Annotated in this window: 15 protein-coding genes; 13 read left to right on the top strand and 2 right to left on the bottom strand. The window is 51.1% G+C overall.

From position 1 onward, the window contains the following. The first annotated feature begins 192 nt into the window (after nucleotides 1-192). The 3 genes from ompC to CKQ54_RS15990 all read left to right on the top strand — a co-directional run bounded on the left by ompC (nucleotide 193) and on the right by CKQ54_RS15990 (nucleotide 2,880). Nucleotides 193-1,302: a porin OmpC gene (gene ompC / locus CKQ54_RS16000; protein WP_120163050.1), complete on the top strand. Its 1,110-nt coding sequence runs from the start codon at nucleotides 193-195 to the stop codon at nucleotides 1,300-1,302. A gap of 164 nt (nucleotides 1,303-1,466) precedes the next feature. After that, entirely contained in the window at nucleotides 1,467-1,844 is a 378-nt protein-coding gene (locus tag CKQ54_RS15995; RefSeq protein ID WP_120163049.1) for a bleomycin resistance protein, read from the top strand. A gap of 127 nt (nucleotides 1,845-1,971) precedes the next feature. Continuing rightward, nucleotides 1,972-2,880, top strand: a complete 909-nt coding sequence (locus CKQ54_RS15990) for a glycosyltransferase family 17 protein (RefSeq protein WP_120163048.1) — start codon at nucleotides 1,972-1,974, stop codon at nucleotides 2,878-2,880. 215 nt (nucleotides 2,881-3,095) lie between these two features. Here the strand turns inward: CKQ54_RS15990 and CKQ54_RS15985 are convergent, their stop codons facing one another. After that, on the bottom strand, nucleotides 3,096-4,778 hold the full coding sequence (locus CKQ54_RS15985; RefSeq protein WP_112289380.1) for an aspartate:alanine antiporter: 1,683 nt from the start codon (nucleotides 4,776-4,778) through the stop codon (nucleotides 3,096-3,098). A gap of 321 nt (nucleotides 4,779-5,099) precedes the next feature. Between CKQ54_RS15985 and ybjM the strand changes: the two genes are divergently transcribed. Beyond that, nucleotides 5,100-5,471, top strand: a complete 372-nt coding sequence (gene ybjM, locus CKQ54_RS15980) for an inner membrane protein YbjM (protein WP_120163047.1) — start codon at nucleotides 5,100-5,102, stop codon at nucleotides 5,469-5,471. A gap of 90 nt (nucleotides 5,472-5,561) precedes the next feature. Here the strand turns inward: ybjM and CKQ54_RS15975 are convergent, their stop codons facing one another. Continuing rightward, a complete protein-coding gene (locus CKQ54_RS15975; RefSeq protein WP_013575818.1) occupies nucleotides 5,562-5,828 on the bottom strand; it encodes a GrxA family glutaredoxin in 267 nt (88 codons plus the stop codon). A 284-nt stretch (nucleotides 5,829-6,112) separates the two neighbouring features. Between CKQ54_RS15975 and nfsA the strand changes: the two genes are divergently transcribed. The 9 genes from nfsA (at nucleotide 6,113) to rlmC (ending at nucleotide 14,920) form a co-directional block, all read left to right on the top strand. After that, nucleotides 6,113-6,835, top strand: a complete 723-nt coding sequence (gene nfsA, locus CKQ54_RS15970; RefSeq protein ID WP_120163046.1) for an oxygen-insensitive NADPH nitroreductase — start codon at nucleotides 6,113-6,115, stop codon at nucleotides 6,833-6,835. 19 nt (nucleotides 6,836-6,854) lie between these two features. Beyond that, nucleotides 6,855-7,757 carry a 30S ribosomal protein S6--L-glutamate ligase gene (gene rimK / locus CKQ54_RS15965; RefSeq protein ID WP_120163045.1) on the top strand — a complete coding sequence of 301 codons (903 nt, stop codon included), beginning with the start codon at nucleotides 6,855-6,857 and terminating at the stop codon, nucleotides 7,755-7,757. A gap of 147 nt (nucleotides 7,758-7,904) precedes the next feature. Continuing rightward, entirely contained in the window at nucleotides 7,905-8,387 is a 483-nt protein-coding gene (locus CKQ54_RS15960; RefSeq protein WP_112289376.1) for a type III secretion system chaperone family protein, read from the top strand. A 460-nt stretch (nucleotides 8,388-8,847) separates the two neighbouring features. After that, on the top strand, nucleotides 8,848-9,957 hold the full coding sequence (gene potF, locus CKQ54_RS15955) for a spermidine/putrescine ABC transporter substrate-binding protein PotF (protein ID WP_112289375.1): 1,110 nt from the start codon (nucleotides 8,848-8,850) through the stop codon (nucleotides 9,955-9,957). Nucleotides 9,958-10,224: 267 nt separating this feature from the next. Continuing rightward, complete coding sequence (gene potG, locus CKQ54_RS15950) at nucleotides 10,225-11,358, top strand: putrescine ABC transporter ATP-binding subunit PotG (RefSeq protein WP_120163044.1); 1,134 nt, start codon at nucleotides 10,225-10,227, stop codon at nucleotides 11,356-11,358. Nucleotides 11,359-11,369: 11 nt separating this feature from the next. Beyond that, a complete protein-coding gene (potH, locus tag CKQ54_RS15945) occupies nucleotides 11,370-12,323 on the top strand; it encodes a putrescine ABC transporter permease PotH (RefSeq protein ID WP_112289373.1) in 954 nt (317 codons plus the stop codon). After that, a complete protein-coding gene (gene potI, locus CKQ54_RS15940; protein WP_120163043.1) occupies nucleotides 12,320-13,165 on the top strand; it encodes a putrescine ABC transporter permease PotI in 846 nt (281 codons plus the stop codon). Before potH ends, potI begins: the two co-directional genes overlap by 4 nt. Nucleotides 13,166-13,211: 46 nt before the next feature. Beyond that, nucleotides 13,212-13,718 carry a YbjO family protein gene (locus CKQ54_RS15935; protein WP_232829912.1) on the top strand — a complete coding sequence of 169 codons (507 nt, stop codon included), beginning with the start codon at nucleotides 13,212-13,214 and terminating at the stop codon, nucleotides 13,716-13,718. 71 nt (nucleotides 13,719-13,789) lie between these two features. Then, complete coding sequence (rlmC, locus tag CKQ54_RS15930; protein ID WP_120163042.1) at nucleotides 13,790-14,920, top strand: 23S rRNA (uracil(747)-C(5))-methyltransferase RlmC; 1,131 nt, start codon at nucleotides 13,790-13,792, stop codon at nucleotides 14,918-14,920. The last annotated feature ends 5 nt before the right edge of the window (nucleotides 14,921-14,925 follow it).

Below are 14,925 nucleotides of genomic sequence, written 5' to 3'. Positions count from 1 at the left end.
TTTTTTAAACTTAAACCAATGCCAAACGAAAACAACTTCAAATTTTTTTCGGTTGCAACGGAACTTATCCTCGATTATTTTGACGGCCATCAGTTCCAGACCCTAAAGAAGAAATATAACTTCACGGTGGGCTGAGAATTAACTTGCCGGATGGCAATGTAGATAGCTTCCAAATAATCAAGGATATTGATGATGAAATTACGCGCACTTTCTCTGGTAATTCCTGCTCTGATGATGGCCGGCACCGCTGGCGCTGCCGAAATTTATAACAAAGACGGCAACAAACTTGATCTGTTCGGTAAAGTCGACGGCTTACATTATTTTTCCAGCGATGACAGCACTGACGGCGACCAGTCATATATGCGTTTGGGTTTCCGCGGTGAAACCCAAATTAATAGCGAACTGACCGGTTACGGTGAGTGGGAATATCAGGCAGCTCTGAATTCTCCGGAAAACGCTGATAACCACAACTTTACCCGTGTTGGTTTTGCAGGTCTGAAATTCGGCCAGTGGGGTTCACTGGATTACGGCCGTAACTATGGCGTGATGTACGACGTCGCGGCATGGACCGACGTATTGCCTGAATTCGGCGGCGATACTTACGGCGCAGACAACTTCATGTTCCAGCGTGCTAACGGCGTGCTGACCTACCGTAACAAAGATTTCTTCGGTGTTGTTGATGGCCTGGACGTTGCTGTTCAGTATCAGGGCAAAAACGGCAGCGCGACCGAATCTAACAACGGCCGTGACGTACTGGCTCAAAACGGCGACGGCTACGGCATGTCCCTGTCTTATGACCTGGGCGAAGGCTTCAGCGCGGCAGCAGCCATGATGGCTTCAGACCGTACCGCCGAGCAAAATGGCCGTAACAATCCGGCAATCATCGGTAACGGCGACAAAGCGACTGCTTACAGCGGTGGTCTGAAATACGATGCGAACAACATCTATCTGGCCGCGATGTACACCCAGAGCTACAACGCAAACCGCTTCGGTAAAGCAGGCAGCACCGCTTACGGCTACGCGGACAAAGCGCAGAACTTTGAAGCGGTAGCGCAATACCAGTTCGACTTCGGTCTGCGCCCGTCTATCGCATATGTTCAGTCCCACGCACGTAATATCCCAGGTTACAGTAACCAGAACCTGACCAAATATGTTGATGTTGGCGCGTCTTACTTCTTCAACAAAAACATGCTCACTTACGTTGATTACAAAATCAACCTGATGGACGACACCCGTCTGACCCGCGACGCCGGCATCAACACCGATGACGTTGTGGCTGTTGGTCTGGTTTATCAGTTCTGATAAACCGACGCTGCCCTTATTGGTGAGGGCGCCTGCGTCTCATGTGTCTGGAACCCTGCCGAAAGGTGGGGGATTTTCGTTTACATTCAACCTTTCTTCACATTGATGGCTCAGGCATGATGGCGTGAACGTTTAACGACATCTTCCGACGACAGAGAGCCGCTATGACCGATTTCGCTACACCTAATCTCCCTTCCCGAAACTTCAGCGCGACACAAGATTTCTATGGCAGTTTTGGCTTCACCACGACCTATGTCGATGACGGCTGGCTGATCATGACCCGCGGAACCCTCACGCTGGAATTCTTCCTGCACACAGATCTTGATCCGCTCACAAGCTGGTTCAGTTGCTGTTTACGCGTCGATGACGCCGATGCCATGTTTGCTGCTTTTAAAGCCGCAGGTATCGGCGAGGAGCCTCATTCACGTCCCTGCGTTCATCTGCCTCAAATCCAGTCAGGGATGAAAATGGGCGTCATGATTGATATCGATGGGACATTGGTGCGGGTGATCGAGAATGACTCACAGCAGAACGGGAGATAGTTAAAGGAGCAAAAGAAATAATTTGTGGCAGGCTGAGATATCACCAGGGAAGAAATGGAAATTTATTGATATCATTACGCACAAATTATTTCTATTTCCTTACAGTTTACCAACAGGATGTTGGCACATGATTTACGATTGCTTTTTGTTTTATGACGAGGATATGTTGTTAGATATCCGTCTTAACACACTCTATCCGCATGTTGACTGGTTTGTCATCGTTGAGTCGCGGTACACATTTACGGGCAAGAAGCGGGAGAAACTCCATTTCGATATCAGCAAATATGAGAAATTCAAAGACAAGATTATTTATGTAATCAATGAAGCTGTCCCCGTCATTCATGATAAATCCTTTAAGTCTAATTGCTCAGTCGTTGAAGCTGGACAATCTGATCCCTGGGAAAATGAGACTGTGGCACGCAATTCCATCATGTTGGGACTTAAAAATGCGCAGGATGATGACATCATCATCGTTTCTGACGTTGATGAAATAATAAACCCGGAAAGTATTTCACAGTTCAGCCATTTCCATCTTTGCACCATCCTGCATCAGAATTTCTACAACTATAAATTTAATATTCAGGTACTGAACAACGACGGATCGGCGCGCAAATGTAAGTTGCCGAAGATGGTTAAGTTCAAAGTGCTGAAGAAATTCTTTTTATCCCAACCTGATTTGCTAAGAAATGTGAAGCGAAGGGGATCTGTCATCAGGGAGAGCTGGCTGCGCTGGAACTGGCTGAAGTACAGAACCAAAACGGTGAATAACGGGGGATGGCATTTCTCGTGGGTTATGACCGATGAGCGGATCTCAGAGAAAATGTCTACCATCTCTCACACAGAACATAACACCCCGGAATTCAACAACCCTGATCATATCCGCCGCTGCGTTGAAAATAATCAGGATTTATGGAACCGGCAAAGAGTCATGAAAGTGATCCCGGTGACCAAAGAGTTCTTCCCAGATTATCTGGTAAACAAAAAAGATGAACTGGCAGCGTTTATCCGTCAGGAAGAATCGATCACAGATAATTGATTTGATTTTAAAGGGATTCCGAAGCAGAAAAGAAAAAACCCGGCAATCTTGAACCTAACGAGGCGGGATTGACGGGCTCTCCAAATTTGGGGACTTCAAAGAAAAGCAGTGGCACTAATTAAGACTACAGGTAACTTTAAAAGTTCGTTCCATGTGGCAAAAATTTAAAAAAATTATTGATTTTTTTTTGCCACATTACGGTTCAATGAGTTACGTCATGCCCCGGGCCAGATGATGACAATCAATGTCCCGGCGAGTGTCAGCAATACGTTAGCAATCGCATAGGTTCCTGCATAACCGAGTGCCGGAATGTTGCTGCGCGCAGTATCACTGATGATTTCCATCGCAGGGGCGCAGGTACGCGCACCCATGATGGCGCCGAACAACAGCGCGCGGTTCATGCGTAAGACATATGCCCCGAAGATAAAGCAGATCACCACCGGTACCAGGCTGACGATCAGGCCGGAAAGCAACATCTGGCCGCCAACCGCACCAAGCCCGTTATTGATTCCTGCACCGGCACTCAGGCCGACGCCCGCCATAAACACCATCAGGCCAAACTCTTTCACCATATTCAGCGCACCCTGCGGGATATAACCGAAAGTAGGGTGGTTTGCCCGCAGGAAGCCCAGCATGATCCCGGCGAACAGCAGGCCTGCTGCATTGCCGATACCAAAGCTGAAGTTTTTAAACTGGAAGGTGATAAGACCAATCATCAGGCCGACGATAAAGAAGGCGCAGAAGGCCAGCAAATCGGTGAGCTGGCTGTGTACGGAGATAAACCCGATACGCTCTGCCACGCTTTTCACACGTTTCGCATCGCCGCTGACCTGCAAGACATCACCTTTATTCAGTACGATGCTGTCGTCGATCGGCATTTCAATCTGGCTGCGGATCACGCGGTTCAGGAAACATCCCTGATCGGTCAGGTTGAGCTGGCTCAGACGTTTACCGACGGCATGGTTATTTTTGACCACCACTTCCTCGGTCACAATGCGCATGTCGAGCAGGTCGCGGTCGAAGACTTCCTTACCGTTTCGGAAACTCGGATCAAGACGCGAATGCGCATCCGGATAACCCACCAGCGAGATTTCATCGCCGACCTGCAACACCGCATCACCGTCTGGCGTCGCCAGAATGCCATTACGGCGGATACGTTCGATATAGCATCCGGTCTGACGATAAATGCCCAGTTCGCGCAGGTTTTTGCCATCCGCCCAGGCCACCAGTTCCTGTCCGACGCGATAGGCGCGGATCACCGGAAGATAGACTTTGCGTTTGCTGTCGGTATCAAGACCTCGTTCGCGCGCTATTTGCTGGGCGCTGGTCGGTAAATCCTGATGTTGTAGCTTCGGCAGATAACGCGCGCCGAAAATCAGGCTGACCAGTCCGATCAGATAGGTCAGGGCGTAACCTAAACTCAGATTATCCAGCTCAGAACCGAGAAGATTATTGCCGCCCATGGTGTTGCGCAGGGTATCCCCTGCGCCGACCAGAACCGGCGTCGAGGTCATGGAACCGGCGAGCATACCGGCGGTAAGGCCGATATCCCAGCCGAACAATCGTCCGAGCCCGAGAGCCAGCAACATGGCGCTGCCGACCATCACCAGTGCAAGCATGAAATAATTTTTGCCGTCGCGGAAGAAAATCGAAAAAAAGTTCGGTCCGGCTTCGACGCCAACACAGAAAATAAACAGCATAAAGCCGAGGTTCAGGGCTTCGGTATTAATGCTGAAATGCTGCTGACCTAAAAGCAGCGAAACCACTAATACGCCAATAGAATTTCCGAGCTGGACAGAACCCAGACGAATTTTTCCGAGACACAAACCGAGTGCCAGAACCACAAATAATAACAGGATGTAATTCCCGTTTAACAAACTAGCGACGTTTATATTCACAAGGATAACTTATTGTTTACCAACAAATTCTTGATATAGGAGAATGTAAAGGATAAATTCAGAAACGGAAAATTCCTACTCAGCGGGCACTGTCTTAACAGCCCTGTGAAGTGGAAATCGGGTTTCGGGCGTCATTTTAGTCACAGAACGCCAGTTCAGCCAGAGAAATGCCCGTATAAATGTTCCGAAAGCTTTTTTTGTGTTTCGCGGGATTGCGTGACACTTCAGGGAAATGAGCCAGAAGGCTCTGACAGGTAACAACGTACACATTTATGCTGCAGATAACCTGTGAAATCTCGCCAACTTTAAGGAGGAAGTAAAATGGCAATTTGGCGAAAAGTGGTAGCGCCTTTAATTTGTTGCATAATGTTCTTAATTATATTTCTTTTATTAAAGAATGGTTGGATTATTGTTAGAAGCGTTACGCCGGGACCAGAATATGGTCTGCTGTTATTTATCATTCCGGGTGTGATTACGTCCCTGATATCGCGGGATTCGGCGATATCTTCTTCCTTTATCGGTGGTTTCGCTGCTATTCCGGTTTGTTATTTATTGCGTATGGCATTTTATCCGCGCGTCCGGCCGTTAGTTCAGGAACTCGCGTATGCCACCAGCGCAATATTCTGGTGTGTTCTGGGCGCCATGTTGGTTCATTTACTGGTGATTGCGTACCGGCAGTTCCGGCGGGGTTAAACCCGATGCTTGCGGATAAAGTTCTATCCAATAAAAAAGGCGCTCATTGAGCGCCTTTTTGCTGTGTGTATGTCTTTATTTTTTTGCGGATCAGTTGCTGAACAACGCCAGATGCTCTTTGGCATAGGCTTCAAAATCAGTGCAACCGCCGATGTGTTTCTGATCGAGGAAAATCTGTGGAACCGTTTCAACCGGTTTGCCCACGGTTTTTTCCAGGTCGGCTTTAGTGATGCCTTCCGCGTGGATGTCGATGTAACGGAAGTTGAAATCATCACGTTCTTCAGTCAGTTTTTCAGCCAACTCTTTAGCGCGCACGCAATAAGGACAGCCAGGACGCCCGAAAATTACTGCAAACATGGAGACTCCTTTGTTAATACCAGCAAGATAAAATGAAAGGGGAGTGACTATTTTTGTTATCCACATCACCTTTTTGATGTCGCTACTATGCCTGTTGCAAACCATAAAAAAAAGCAGGAATTACCTGTCAGTCCGATACCTTTGACCTATCCAAATGAACCTGCTGCTGTTTTTAGCTGCCACACATTGTTGCACCAATTGATGCCGCAAACCTTGCAAACGGTGCTCACAGCATGAATGATTGATACAGATTTCTCCTTACTTACACCATTCAGGAATTTTTCATGACGCCGACTATCGACCTTTTGCGCTCTCACCGTTCAATTCGCGCCTTCACCGACCAGCCGGTATCCGAAGACCAACGCGAAGCCATTATTAGCGCTGCGCAATCAGCATCGACTTCCAGTTTCCTGCAATGTTCTTCTATTATTCGCGTTACCGATCCCGCGTTACGCGAAACGCTTGTGCAGTACACCGGCGGCCAGAAATATGTCGCCAGTGCGGCAGAATTTTGGGTTTTCTGCGCCGATTTCAACCGTAATTTGCAGATCAATCCGGAAGCAGAACTTGGCCTTGCCGAACAGTTGCTGCTGGGTTGCGTGGATACCGCGCTGATGGCGCAAAATGCCATGACGGCGGCAGAATCGCTCGGTCTGGGCGGGGTATTTATCGGCGGGATCCGTAATCAGGTCGAAGATGTTGTCACGCTGCTAAAATTGCCAAAATTTGTCATGCCGTTGTTTGGTTTTTGCATTGGTACGCCAGCACAGGATCATCAGGTGAAACCGCGTATGCCACAGTCCATGCTGGTTCACGAAAACAGCTATCAGCCATTGGATAAAGCGGTACTGGCAGAGTACGACGAACAATTAAGCGAGTATTATCTGCAACGGGACAGCAATGCGCGTCGCGATACCTGGAGCGACCTGATTATGCGCACGCTGAAAAAGGAACAGCGTCCGTTTATGCTGGACGCTTTGCACAAGCAAGGTTGGGCAACCCGCTAAAACGGCGACGGAGTGTCGGATGAAAATTGCAATTCTCTCCCGTGACGGGTCTTTGTATTCGTGTAAGCGGCTGAAGGAAGCAGCAGAATCCCGCGGGCATGAGATTGACATTATTGACCCGCTTTCCTGCTATATGAATATCAATCCGGCCGCGCCCAGTGTGCATTACCGCGGACGTCAGCTCGATATTTATCAGGCGGTGATCCCGCGTATCGGTTCTGCCATCACTTTTTATGGCACCGCGGTTTTACGCCAGTTTGAAATGCTGGGCAGTTTTCCGCTCAATGAATCGGTGGCCATTACCCGCGCGCGCGATAAATTGCGCTCTATGCAGATTCTGGCTCGCGAGTGCATCGATTTGCCGATCACCGGTTTTGCCAATGCTCCGGATGATACGTCGGATTTGATTGCACTGGTGGGCGGTGCGCCGCTGGTGGTGAAACTGGTGGAAGGCACGCAGGGCATCGGCGTTGTGCTGGCGGAAACCCGTCAGGCGGCGGAAAGCGTGATTGACGCATTTCGCGGCCTGAACGCGCATATTCTGGTGCAGGAATATATTCGTGAAGCGCAGGGGCGTGATATCCGCTGTCTGGTCGTCGGTAAGAAAGTGGTGGCGGCCATAGAGCGTCAGGCCAAACCGGGTGATTTTCGATCCAACCTTCATCGCGGCGGCACGGCGGCTAAGGTCAACATTACGTCACAAGAGAAAGAGATTGCAGTGAAAGCCGCGATGACGCTGGGGCTGGACGTCGCCGGTGTGGATATTCTGCGGGCAAACCGTGGCCCGCTGGTGATGGAAGTCAACGCGTCTCCAGGGCTGGAAGGTATCGAAACGACGACCGGGCTGGATATCGCCGGTATGATGATCGACTACATTGAGCAACGGGCTCGCCCCGGATTTCGTCTGAAATCCGGGGGCTAATTCTTATTTAGCCGCGCTAATGTCCATCAATCCGGTATTGATCGTAGCGCTTACCGGCATAATTCCGTAAGCTATGACCCCTTCGTAATGCCGATAGCGTTACGAAGGGTTTGTTTTTTCCGTTGTGTTGAACTCGTGAGGCATTCTATGGATTCGCTCATCGTCCCTGATTTAGCGCTGCTTCGGCGCTGGCTGGATCAGCTGGGCATCTCTTTTTTCGAGTGTGATTCCTGTCAGGCTCTCCATTTGCCGCATATGCAGAATTTTGATGGCATTTTTGATGCCAAACTCGATATCGTAGATAACGTTATTTTGTTCTCTGCGCTGGCCGAAGTAAAACCGACGGCGCTCATCCCGCTGGTCGCTGACCTGAGCTCAATTAATGCCAGCTCGCTGACCATCAAAGCGTTTGTCGATATTCAGGATGATAATCTGCCGAAACTGATTGTCTGCCAGTCGCTGACTATCGCGGTAGGCGTGACTGAAGAGCAGTTTGCTTTCTTCCTGCAACAGGCTGAGGAGCAGATGTCGATGATTATTCTCGAAGCGCACGCCAATGACTTGCTGTTTTTGGGTGATGAAGAAGAAGGTACGCCGGTCACATCCGTGAATTTACCTTTGCTGCACTGATTTTTGTGTCATCTGCCATTTCCCTGATGGCGGTTATTTCTGTAAAGACCTTTTCCCCTTTGAAGATCCTTTTCTGCGAGCCGTGTTTATTGCGGCTCCGCTGCCTTTATTCGCTTTCGCCATAAGTTATGCTGGTATTGTGCCATTGTTGCCAGATATTTCACTTTGTTAAAAGGCAAAATGCCAGACGGTATAGACTAAATCTGCATAATTAATCGATAAACGCCGGTTTTGCCTCGCGAGGCTGGTGTGCGGGGGTTGCAGGCGCTATGCTTCTGACTCTGCATCACGCGTGATTACGTCGTAAAACCAAACGGTTAATTCGCAGGCAGCGTATGCGTCAACGTTGAATGCCTATGCACATTCGTGGACGGCAGTTGGCCTTAGTGTGAAAGGTTTTGTATCTGTTCCAGTGATACAAATTCAATTTTATATTCCCCTGTCTTGGAGGTAGTAACGGATGTTCACCCTGCGTAAAAAGTGGTTATCGGGTGTTGTCGCCGGCCTGGTTATGGCTGCGTCCGTCACAGCGTCTGCGGAAGAAAAAACGCTGCATATCTATAACTGGTCTGATTATATCGCGCCAAATACCGTGCCTGATTTCCAGAAGGAAACCGGCATTAAAGTGGTTTACGACGTGTTTGATTCCAACGAAGTACTGGAAGGCAAACTCATGGCAGGCAGCACCGGTTTCGATCTGGTGGTGCCATCGGCCAGTTTCCTTGAGCGTCAGCTGGCGGCAGGCGTCTTCCAGCCACTCGACAAGAGCAAACTGCCTAATTACAAAAATATGGATCCTGATCTGCTGAAGATGGTGGCGCAGCACGATCCGGGGAACAAATACGCAATCCCTTATCTGTGGGCGACCACCGGCATTGGTTACAACGTCGATAAAGTGAAAGCGGTTCTGGGTAAAGATGCGCCGGTCGACAGCTGGGATTTAGTACTCAAGCCTGAAAACCTCGAGAAACTGAAAAGCTGCGGCGTTTCCTTCCTCGACGCGCCTGCGGAAATTTACGCTACCGTGCTTAATTACCTGCATCTGGATCCGAACAGCACCAAAGCCTCTGATTACACCGGTGCGGCCAACGATCTGCTGCTGAAACTGCGTCCGAACATCCGTTATTTCCATTCTTCCCAGTACATCAACGACCTGGCGAATGGTGATATCTGCGTCGCTATCGGCTGGGCAGGGGATGTGATGCAGGCGTCTAACCGCGCGAAAGAAGCGAAAAATGGCGTGAACGTGGCGTACAGCATTCCGAAAGAAGGGGCGCTGGCCTTCTTCGACGTGTTTGCTATTCCTGCAGATGCCAAAAATCTCGATGAAGCCTATCAGTTCCTGAATTACCTGATGGAACCGAAAGTTATCGCGCAAATCAGTAACACGGTTTACTACGCCAGCGGCAACAAAGCCGCGACGCCACTGGTGAACGAAGATGTGCGTAACAACCCGGGCATTTATCCACCGGCAGACGTTCAGGCGAAGCTGTTCACCCTGAAAGTTCAGGATCCGAAAATCGACCGGGTTATCACCCGTTCGTGGACCAAGGTCAAAACCGGCAAGTAATACTCTTCATCCTTCAGGCTGCTTCTGTGTTGGCTGCGTGAACGCGCCCCGGTCACTGACTTGTGTCAGCTCCCGGGGACTTGCTCACTTGCCGCCTTGATGCAACCAGAATGATTTTGGGTATCGTTAACGCGGCTCCGCTTATTGATGGCGGGGCCGCTGACGTTTTGCTTCCGGCTGTATTTTGGGCATACGGATCAGGCACTTTTCCCCCTGACTGTTATGCTTATTTGAATTGCTTCATTTTGATACCGGAGATTTCTCTGAGTGAACGACGCTATCCCCCGCCCGCAGCCTAAGTCCCAGAAGGGTTTCACGCCTTTGCTGGAAATCCGCAATCTGACCAAATCTTTTGATGGCCAGGCCGCCGTTGATGACGTGAGCCTGACCATTTATAAAGGCGAGATTTTCGCACTGCTCGGCGCGTCCGGCTGTGGGAAATCGACCCTGTTGCGTATGCTGGCCGGTTTCGAGCAGCCTACGCAGGGCCAAATCGTCCTGGATGGCGTAGATCTTTCGCAGGTGCCGCCGTATCAGCGTCCGATCAACATGATGTTTCAGTCTTACGCCTTGTTCCCGCACATGACGGTCGAACAAAATATCGCGTTCGGCCTTAAGCAGGACAAACTGCCGTCGGCAGAAATCAAAAGCCGCGTAGCGGAAATGCTGACGCTGGTTCACATGCAGGAATTCGCCAAACGTAAGCCGCATCAGCTTTCCGGCGGTCAGCGTCAGCGTGTGGCGTTAGCCCGCAGTCTGGCGAAACGGCCAAAGTTATTGCTGCTCGACGAACCGATGGGCGCACTGGATAAAAAGCTGCGTGACCGCATGCAGCTTGAAGTGGTGGATATTCTTGAGCGCGTCGGCGCGACCTGCGTTATGGTCACGCACGATCAGGAAGAAGCGATGACCATGGCCGGGCGTATCGCCATCATGAACCGCGGTAAGTTCGTGCAAATCGGTGAGCCTGAAGAAATTTACGAGCATCCGACCAGCCGCTTCAGCGCCGAATTTATCGGCTCTGTGAATGTGTTCGAGGGCGTGCTGAAAGAGCGTCTGGATGATGCGCTGGTACTGACGTCGCCGGGGCTTAAACACCCGCTGAAAGTGGATCCGGATGTCTCCGTGGTCGACGGTGTACCGGTGTTTGTCGCACTGCGTCCGGAAAAAATCATGTTGTGCGAGGAAGTGCCGGAAGATGGTTGCAACTTTGCGGTCGGTGAAGTGGTAAACATTGCCTATCTCGGCGACCTGTCGATTTACCATGTCCGGCTGCACAGCGGACAAATGATCACCGCGCAATTGCAGAACGGTCATCGTTTCCGCAAAGGCATGCCAACCTGGGGCGACGAAGTGCGCCTGTGCTGGGAAGCCGACAGCTGTGTCGTGCTGACTGTTTAGGGGGGATGAAAATGTCTGTAATCTCCGAAGCGCCGGCCAGTAAACCTCCGGGCGGATTTAAAGCTTTCACGGGTCGTTTGCAACAACGCCATGGCCGCAAACTGGTTATCTTGCTGCCGCTGGTGTGGTTCCTGCTGCTGTTTTTACTGCCTTTCCTGATTGTCTTCAAAATCAGTTTTGCAGAAATGGCGCGGGCTATTCCACCGTATACCGATCTGGTCTCCTGGTCAGACGGTATGCTGGATATCGCGCTTAACATCGCCAACTACATCGGCCTGACGCAGGATCCGCTGTATATCGATGCCTATCTGCAATCACTGCAAGTGGCGGCCATATCGACGCTGCTTTGTCTGCTGATCGGTTATCCGCTGGCGTGGGCGGTGGCGCACAGCCGTACCTCGACGCGCAATATCCTGCTGTTGCTGGTGATTTTACCTTCGTGGACCTCGTTCCTGATCCGCGTCTATGCCTGGATTGGCATTCTCAAAGACAACGGTGTGCTGAATAACGTGCTGCTGTGGCTGCATGTTATCGATCAGCCGCTGGTGATTTTGCATACCAATCTGGCGGTTTACATCGGCATTGTGTATTCGTATCTGCCGTTTATGGTGTTGCCTATTTACACCGCGCTGACCCGCATGGATTACTCGCTGGTGGAAGCGGCGCAGGATCTGGGCGCACGTCCGATGAAAACCTTCTTCAAAGTGATTATGCCGCTGACCAAAGGCGGGATTATTGCCGGTTCGATGCTGGTCTTCATTCCGGCGGTAGGGGAATACGTGATCCCGGAACTGCTCGGCGGGCCGGACAGCAATATGATTGGTCGTGTTCTGTGGCAGGAATTCTTCAACAACCGCGACTGGCCGGTGGCTTCCGCTGTCGCAGTGGTCATGCTGTTGCTGTTGATCATGCCCATCTTGTGGTTCCAGAAATACCAAAATAAAGAGCTGGGAGACAAAGAATGAATCAGTTACCGGTTGTCCGTTCGCCGTGGCGAATTCTTATTCTGGTGCTCGGCTTTACGTTTTTGTATGCCCCGATGCTGATGCTGGTTATTTACTCGTTTAACAGCTCCAAGCTGGTAACGGTCTGGGCGGGTTGGTCTACCCGCTGGTATACTCAGCTTTTCCACGATTCCGCGATGATAAGTGCAGTCGGGACCAGTCTGACCATTGCCACCGCTGCCGCCACAATGGCGGTGATTGTTGGGACGCTGGCCGCGGTGGTGATGGTGCGTTTTCAGCGGTTTCGTGGTTCAACCGGTTTTGCCTTTATGCTGACCGCGCCGCTGGTCATGCCGGATGTCATTACCGGCCTGGCGTTGTTGTTGCTGTTTGTAGCGATGGGCCACGCGTTTGGCTGGCCTGCGGAGCGCGGCATGTTTACCATCTGGCTGGCGCACGTGACGTTTTGTAGCGCGTACGTAGCCGTGGTGGTCTCTGCGCGTTTACGTGAACTGGACCGTTCGATTGAAGAAGCGGCAATGGATTTAGGTGCAGCGCCGCTGAAAGTGTTCTTTATTATCACGCTGCCGATGATTTTACCGGCACTGATTTCCGGCTGGTTGCTGGCGTTTACGTTGTCGCTCGACGATCTGGTTATTGCCAGTTTTGTCGCCGGACCGGGTTCGACCACGTTACCGATGCTGGTCTTTGCCAGCGTGCGTATGGGCGTCAACCCTGAAATAAACGCGCTGGCGACGTTGATCCTGCTGGTGGTTGGGATCATCGGCATGGTTGCCTGGTGGTTTATGGCGCGTGCCGAGAAACAACGGCGTAAAGAAATACAGCGCGCTCAACGAGCCTAAATTTTAAGATAATTTTCAGGGCGGATGTATTCCGCCCTGAACGTAAATGGAGAGCCCAAACGGATTTATGAAACTGGCATTTATCCCTGTTCCCGTGATGATAGGTGCGTCGGCAATTGTCGCGACGCGCTTACTCGAATTCATTTTACTGTTCGATGCCATGGGCTTTTCAGGGCTGATGAGTTTTATCGAAGTCAGTGCAGAGTCCTGGCTGAACTGTTTCATCATGCTGGCCAGCTTGCTGATTGTTCTGGTCGAATGCCGTGCTGCCTATGCCATGATGCGCGGCCGTCGCTGGGGGCGCCGGGCATTTATCGGTTGTCAGGTGATTGTGGTCGGATACATGCTGCTGGCCTCATTCGACTGGTTCGGGCCGCGTATCTTTCGCTTTAACGTCGAAACTCAGGGCGAATTTCTCTATGCGCTGCTGATGCAAAAAATACCCGATATGGTGGTGCTTTTCCTGTTGTATGCGCCTGCCAGCAGTCGCAGATACTTCTCGCGTAAAAAGTCGAACGAAAAAAGCAGCCCGTCACAAATAGCCAAAGCGTAAGTGAGCCTTTCCCGTCGCGCAGTGGTAAACTGCGCGCCAGTTTTTTCCGCATTCTCTTACCGGACTTTTTCATGCATTGCGCACTTTACACCGCAGGAACCTGCCGTTCCTGCCAGTGGCTCGACAAACCTTATTCACAACAGTTAGCCGACAAGCAGCAGGATCTCAGTGATTTGCTGTCAGATTTGCCGGTGGGTGAATGGTGTGAACCGGTCACCGGCGCGGAAAGTGCCTTTCGCAATAAAGCCAAAATGGTGGTCAGCGGCAGCGTGGAGCGTCCTTTACTTGGGATGTTGCACCGCGACGGCACGCCGGTCGATTTGTGTGAATGTCCTCTTTATCCGGCCAGTTTCCCCGCAGTATTTTCAGTCCTGAAAACCTTTATCGCCCGCGCCGGACTGACGCCTTATAACGTGGCGCGAAAACGCGGTGAGCTGAAATTCCTGTTACTGACTGAAAGCCAGAAAGACGGCGGCATGATGCTGCGTTTCGTATTGCGTTCGGAAACAAAACTGGCGCAACTGCGCGCCGCGCTGCCGTGGTTGCAACAACAGTTGCCGCAGCTCAGGGTGATTTCCGCCAATATACAGCCGGTACATATGGCGATCCTCGAAGGCGATACCGAAATCCCGCTGACGGACGTGCAGCGTCTGGAAGAAGACTTTAACCATGTGCCGCTGTTTATCCGTCCGCAGAGTTTCTTCCAGACCAACCCGGTGGTGGCTGAAAAACTCTACGCTACGGCGCGTGACTGGGTGAGGGCGCGGGGTGATATTCAAAGCATGTGGGATTTGTTCTGCGGCGTCGGCGGTTTTGGTCTGCACTGTGCAACGCCGCAGATGAAACTGACCGGTATCGAAATCAGCGCGGAAGCTATTTCCTGTGCAAAAGAATCGGCGGCGCGTCTGGGGTTGCAAAACGTCGAGTTTCAGGCGCTGGATTCGACCGGTTTCGCGACCGGCAAAGGCGAGGTGCCGGATCTGGTGCTGGTGAATCCGCCACGTCGCGGCATCGGCAAAGCGTTGTGTGAGTACCTGAGCCACATGGCGCCCGACACCATTCTCTATTCAAGCTGTAACGCTAAAACCATGGCGCAGGATCTGGCGCTACTGCCGGATTATCACATTCTGCGTGTCCAGCTTTTCGACATGTTCCCGCATACCGCGCATTACGAAGTGATGGCGCTGCTGACACGGCGTTAAGTTAC

This window comes from Rahnella variigena, assembly GCF_003610915.1.
Classification (GTDB): domain Bacteria; phylum Pseudomonadota; class Gammaproteobacteria; order Enterobacterales; family Enterobacteriaceae; genus Rahnella; species Rahnella variigena.
Note: the sequence above shows the minus strand (reverse complement) of the source record. Positions and strands in the feature narration are given on the sequence as shown.

Excerpts from the sequence above, each read along its gene's own strand:
- ompC (WP_120163050.1), top strand. The coding sequence starts at position 193 with ATGAAATTACGCGCACTTTCTCTGGTAATTCCTGCTCTGATGATGGCC.
- CKQ54_RS15995 (WP_120163049.1), top strand. The coding sequence starts at position 1,467 with ATGACCGATTTCGCTACACCTAATCTCCCTTCCCGAAACTTCAGCGCG.
- CKQ54_RS15990 (WP_120163048.1), top strand. The coding sequence starts at position 1,972 with ATGATTTACGATTGCTTTTTGTTTTATGACGAGGATATGTTGTTAGAT.
- ybjM (WP_120163047.1), top strand. The coding sequence starts at position 5,100 with ATGGCAATTTGGCGAAAAGTGGTAGCGCCTTTAATTTGTTGCATAATG.
- CKQ54_RS15975 (WP_013575818.1), bottom strand. The coding sequence starts at position 5,828 with ATGTTTGCAGTAATTTTCGGGCGTCCTGGCTGTCCTTATTGCGTGCGC.
- nfsA (WP_120163046.1), top strand. The coding sequence starts at position 6,113 with ATGACGCCGACTATCGACCTTTTGCGCTCTCACCGTTCAATTCGCGCC.
- rimK (WP_120163045.1), top strand. The coding sequence starts at position 6,855 with ATGAAAATTGCAATTCTCTCCCGTGACGGGTCTTTGTATTCGTGTAAG.
- CKQ54_RS15960 (WP_112289376.1), top strand. The coding sequence starts at position 7,905 with ATGGATTCGCTCATCGTCCCTGATTTAGCGCTGCTTCGGCGCTGGCTG.
- potF (WP_112289375.1), top strand. The coding sequence starts at position 8,848 with ATGTTCACCCTGCGTAAAAAGTGGTTATCGGGTGTTGTCGCCGGCCTG.
- potH (WP_112289373.1), top strand. The coding sequence starts at position 11,370 with ATGTCTGTAATCTCCGAAGCGCCGGCCAGTAAACCTCCGGGCGGATTT.
- potI (WP_120163043.1), top strand. The coding sequence starts at position 12,320 with ATGAATCAGTTACCGGTTGTCCGTTCGCCGTGGCGAATTCTTATTCTG.
- CKQ54_RS15935 (WP_232829912.1), top strand. The coding sequence starts at position 13,212 with ATGGAGAGCCCAAACGGATTTATGAAACTGGCATTTATCCCTGTTCCC.
- rlmC (WP_120163042.1), top strand. The coding sequence starts at position 13,790 with ATGCATTGCGCACTTTACACCGCAGGAACCTGCCGTTCCTGCCAGTGG.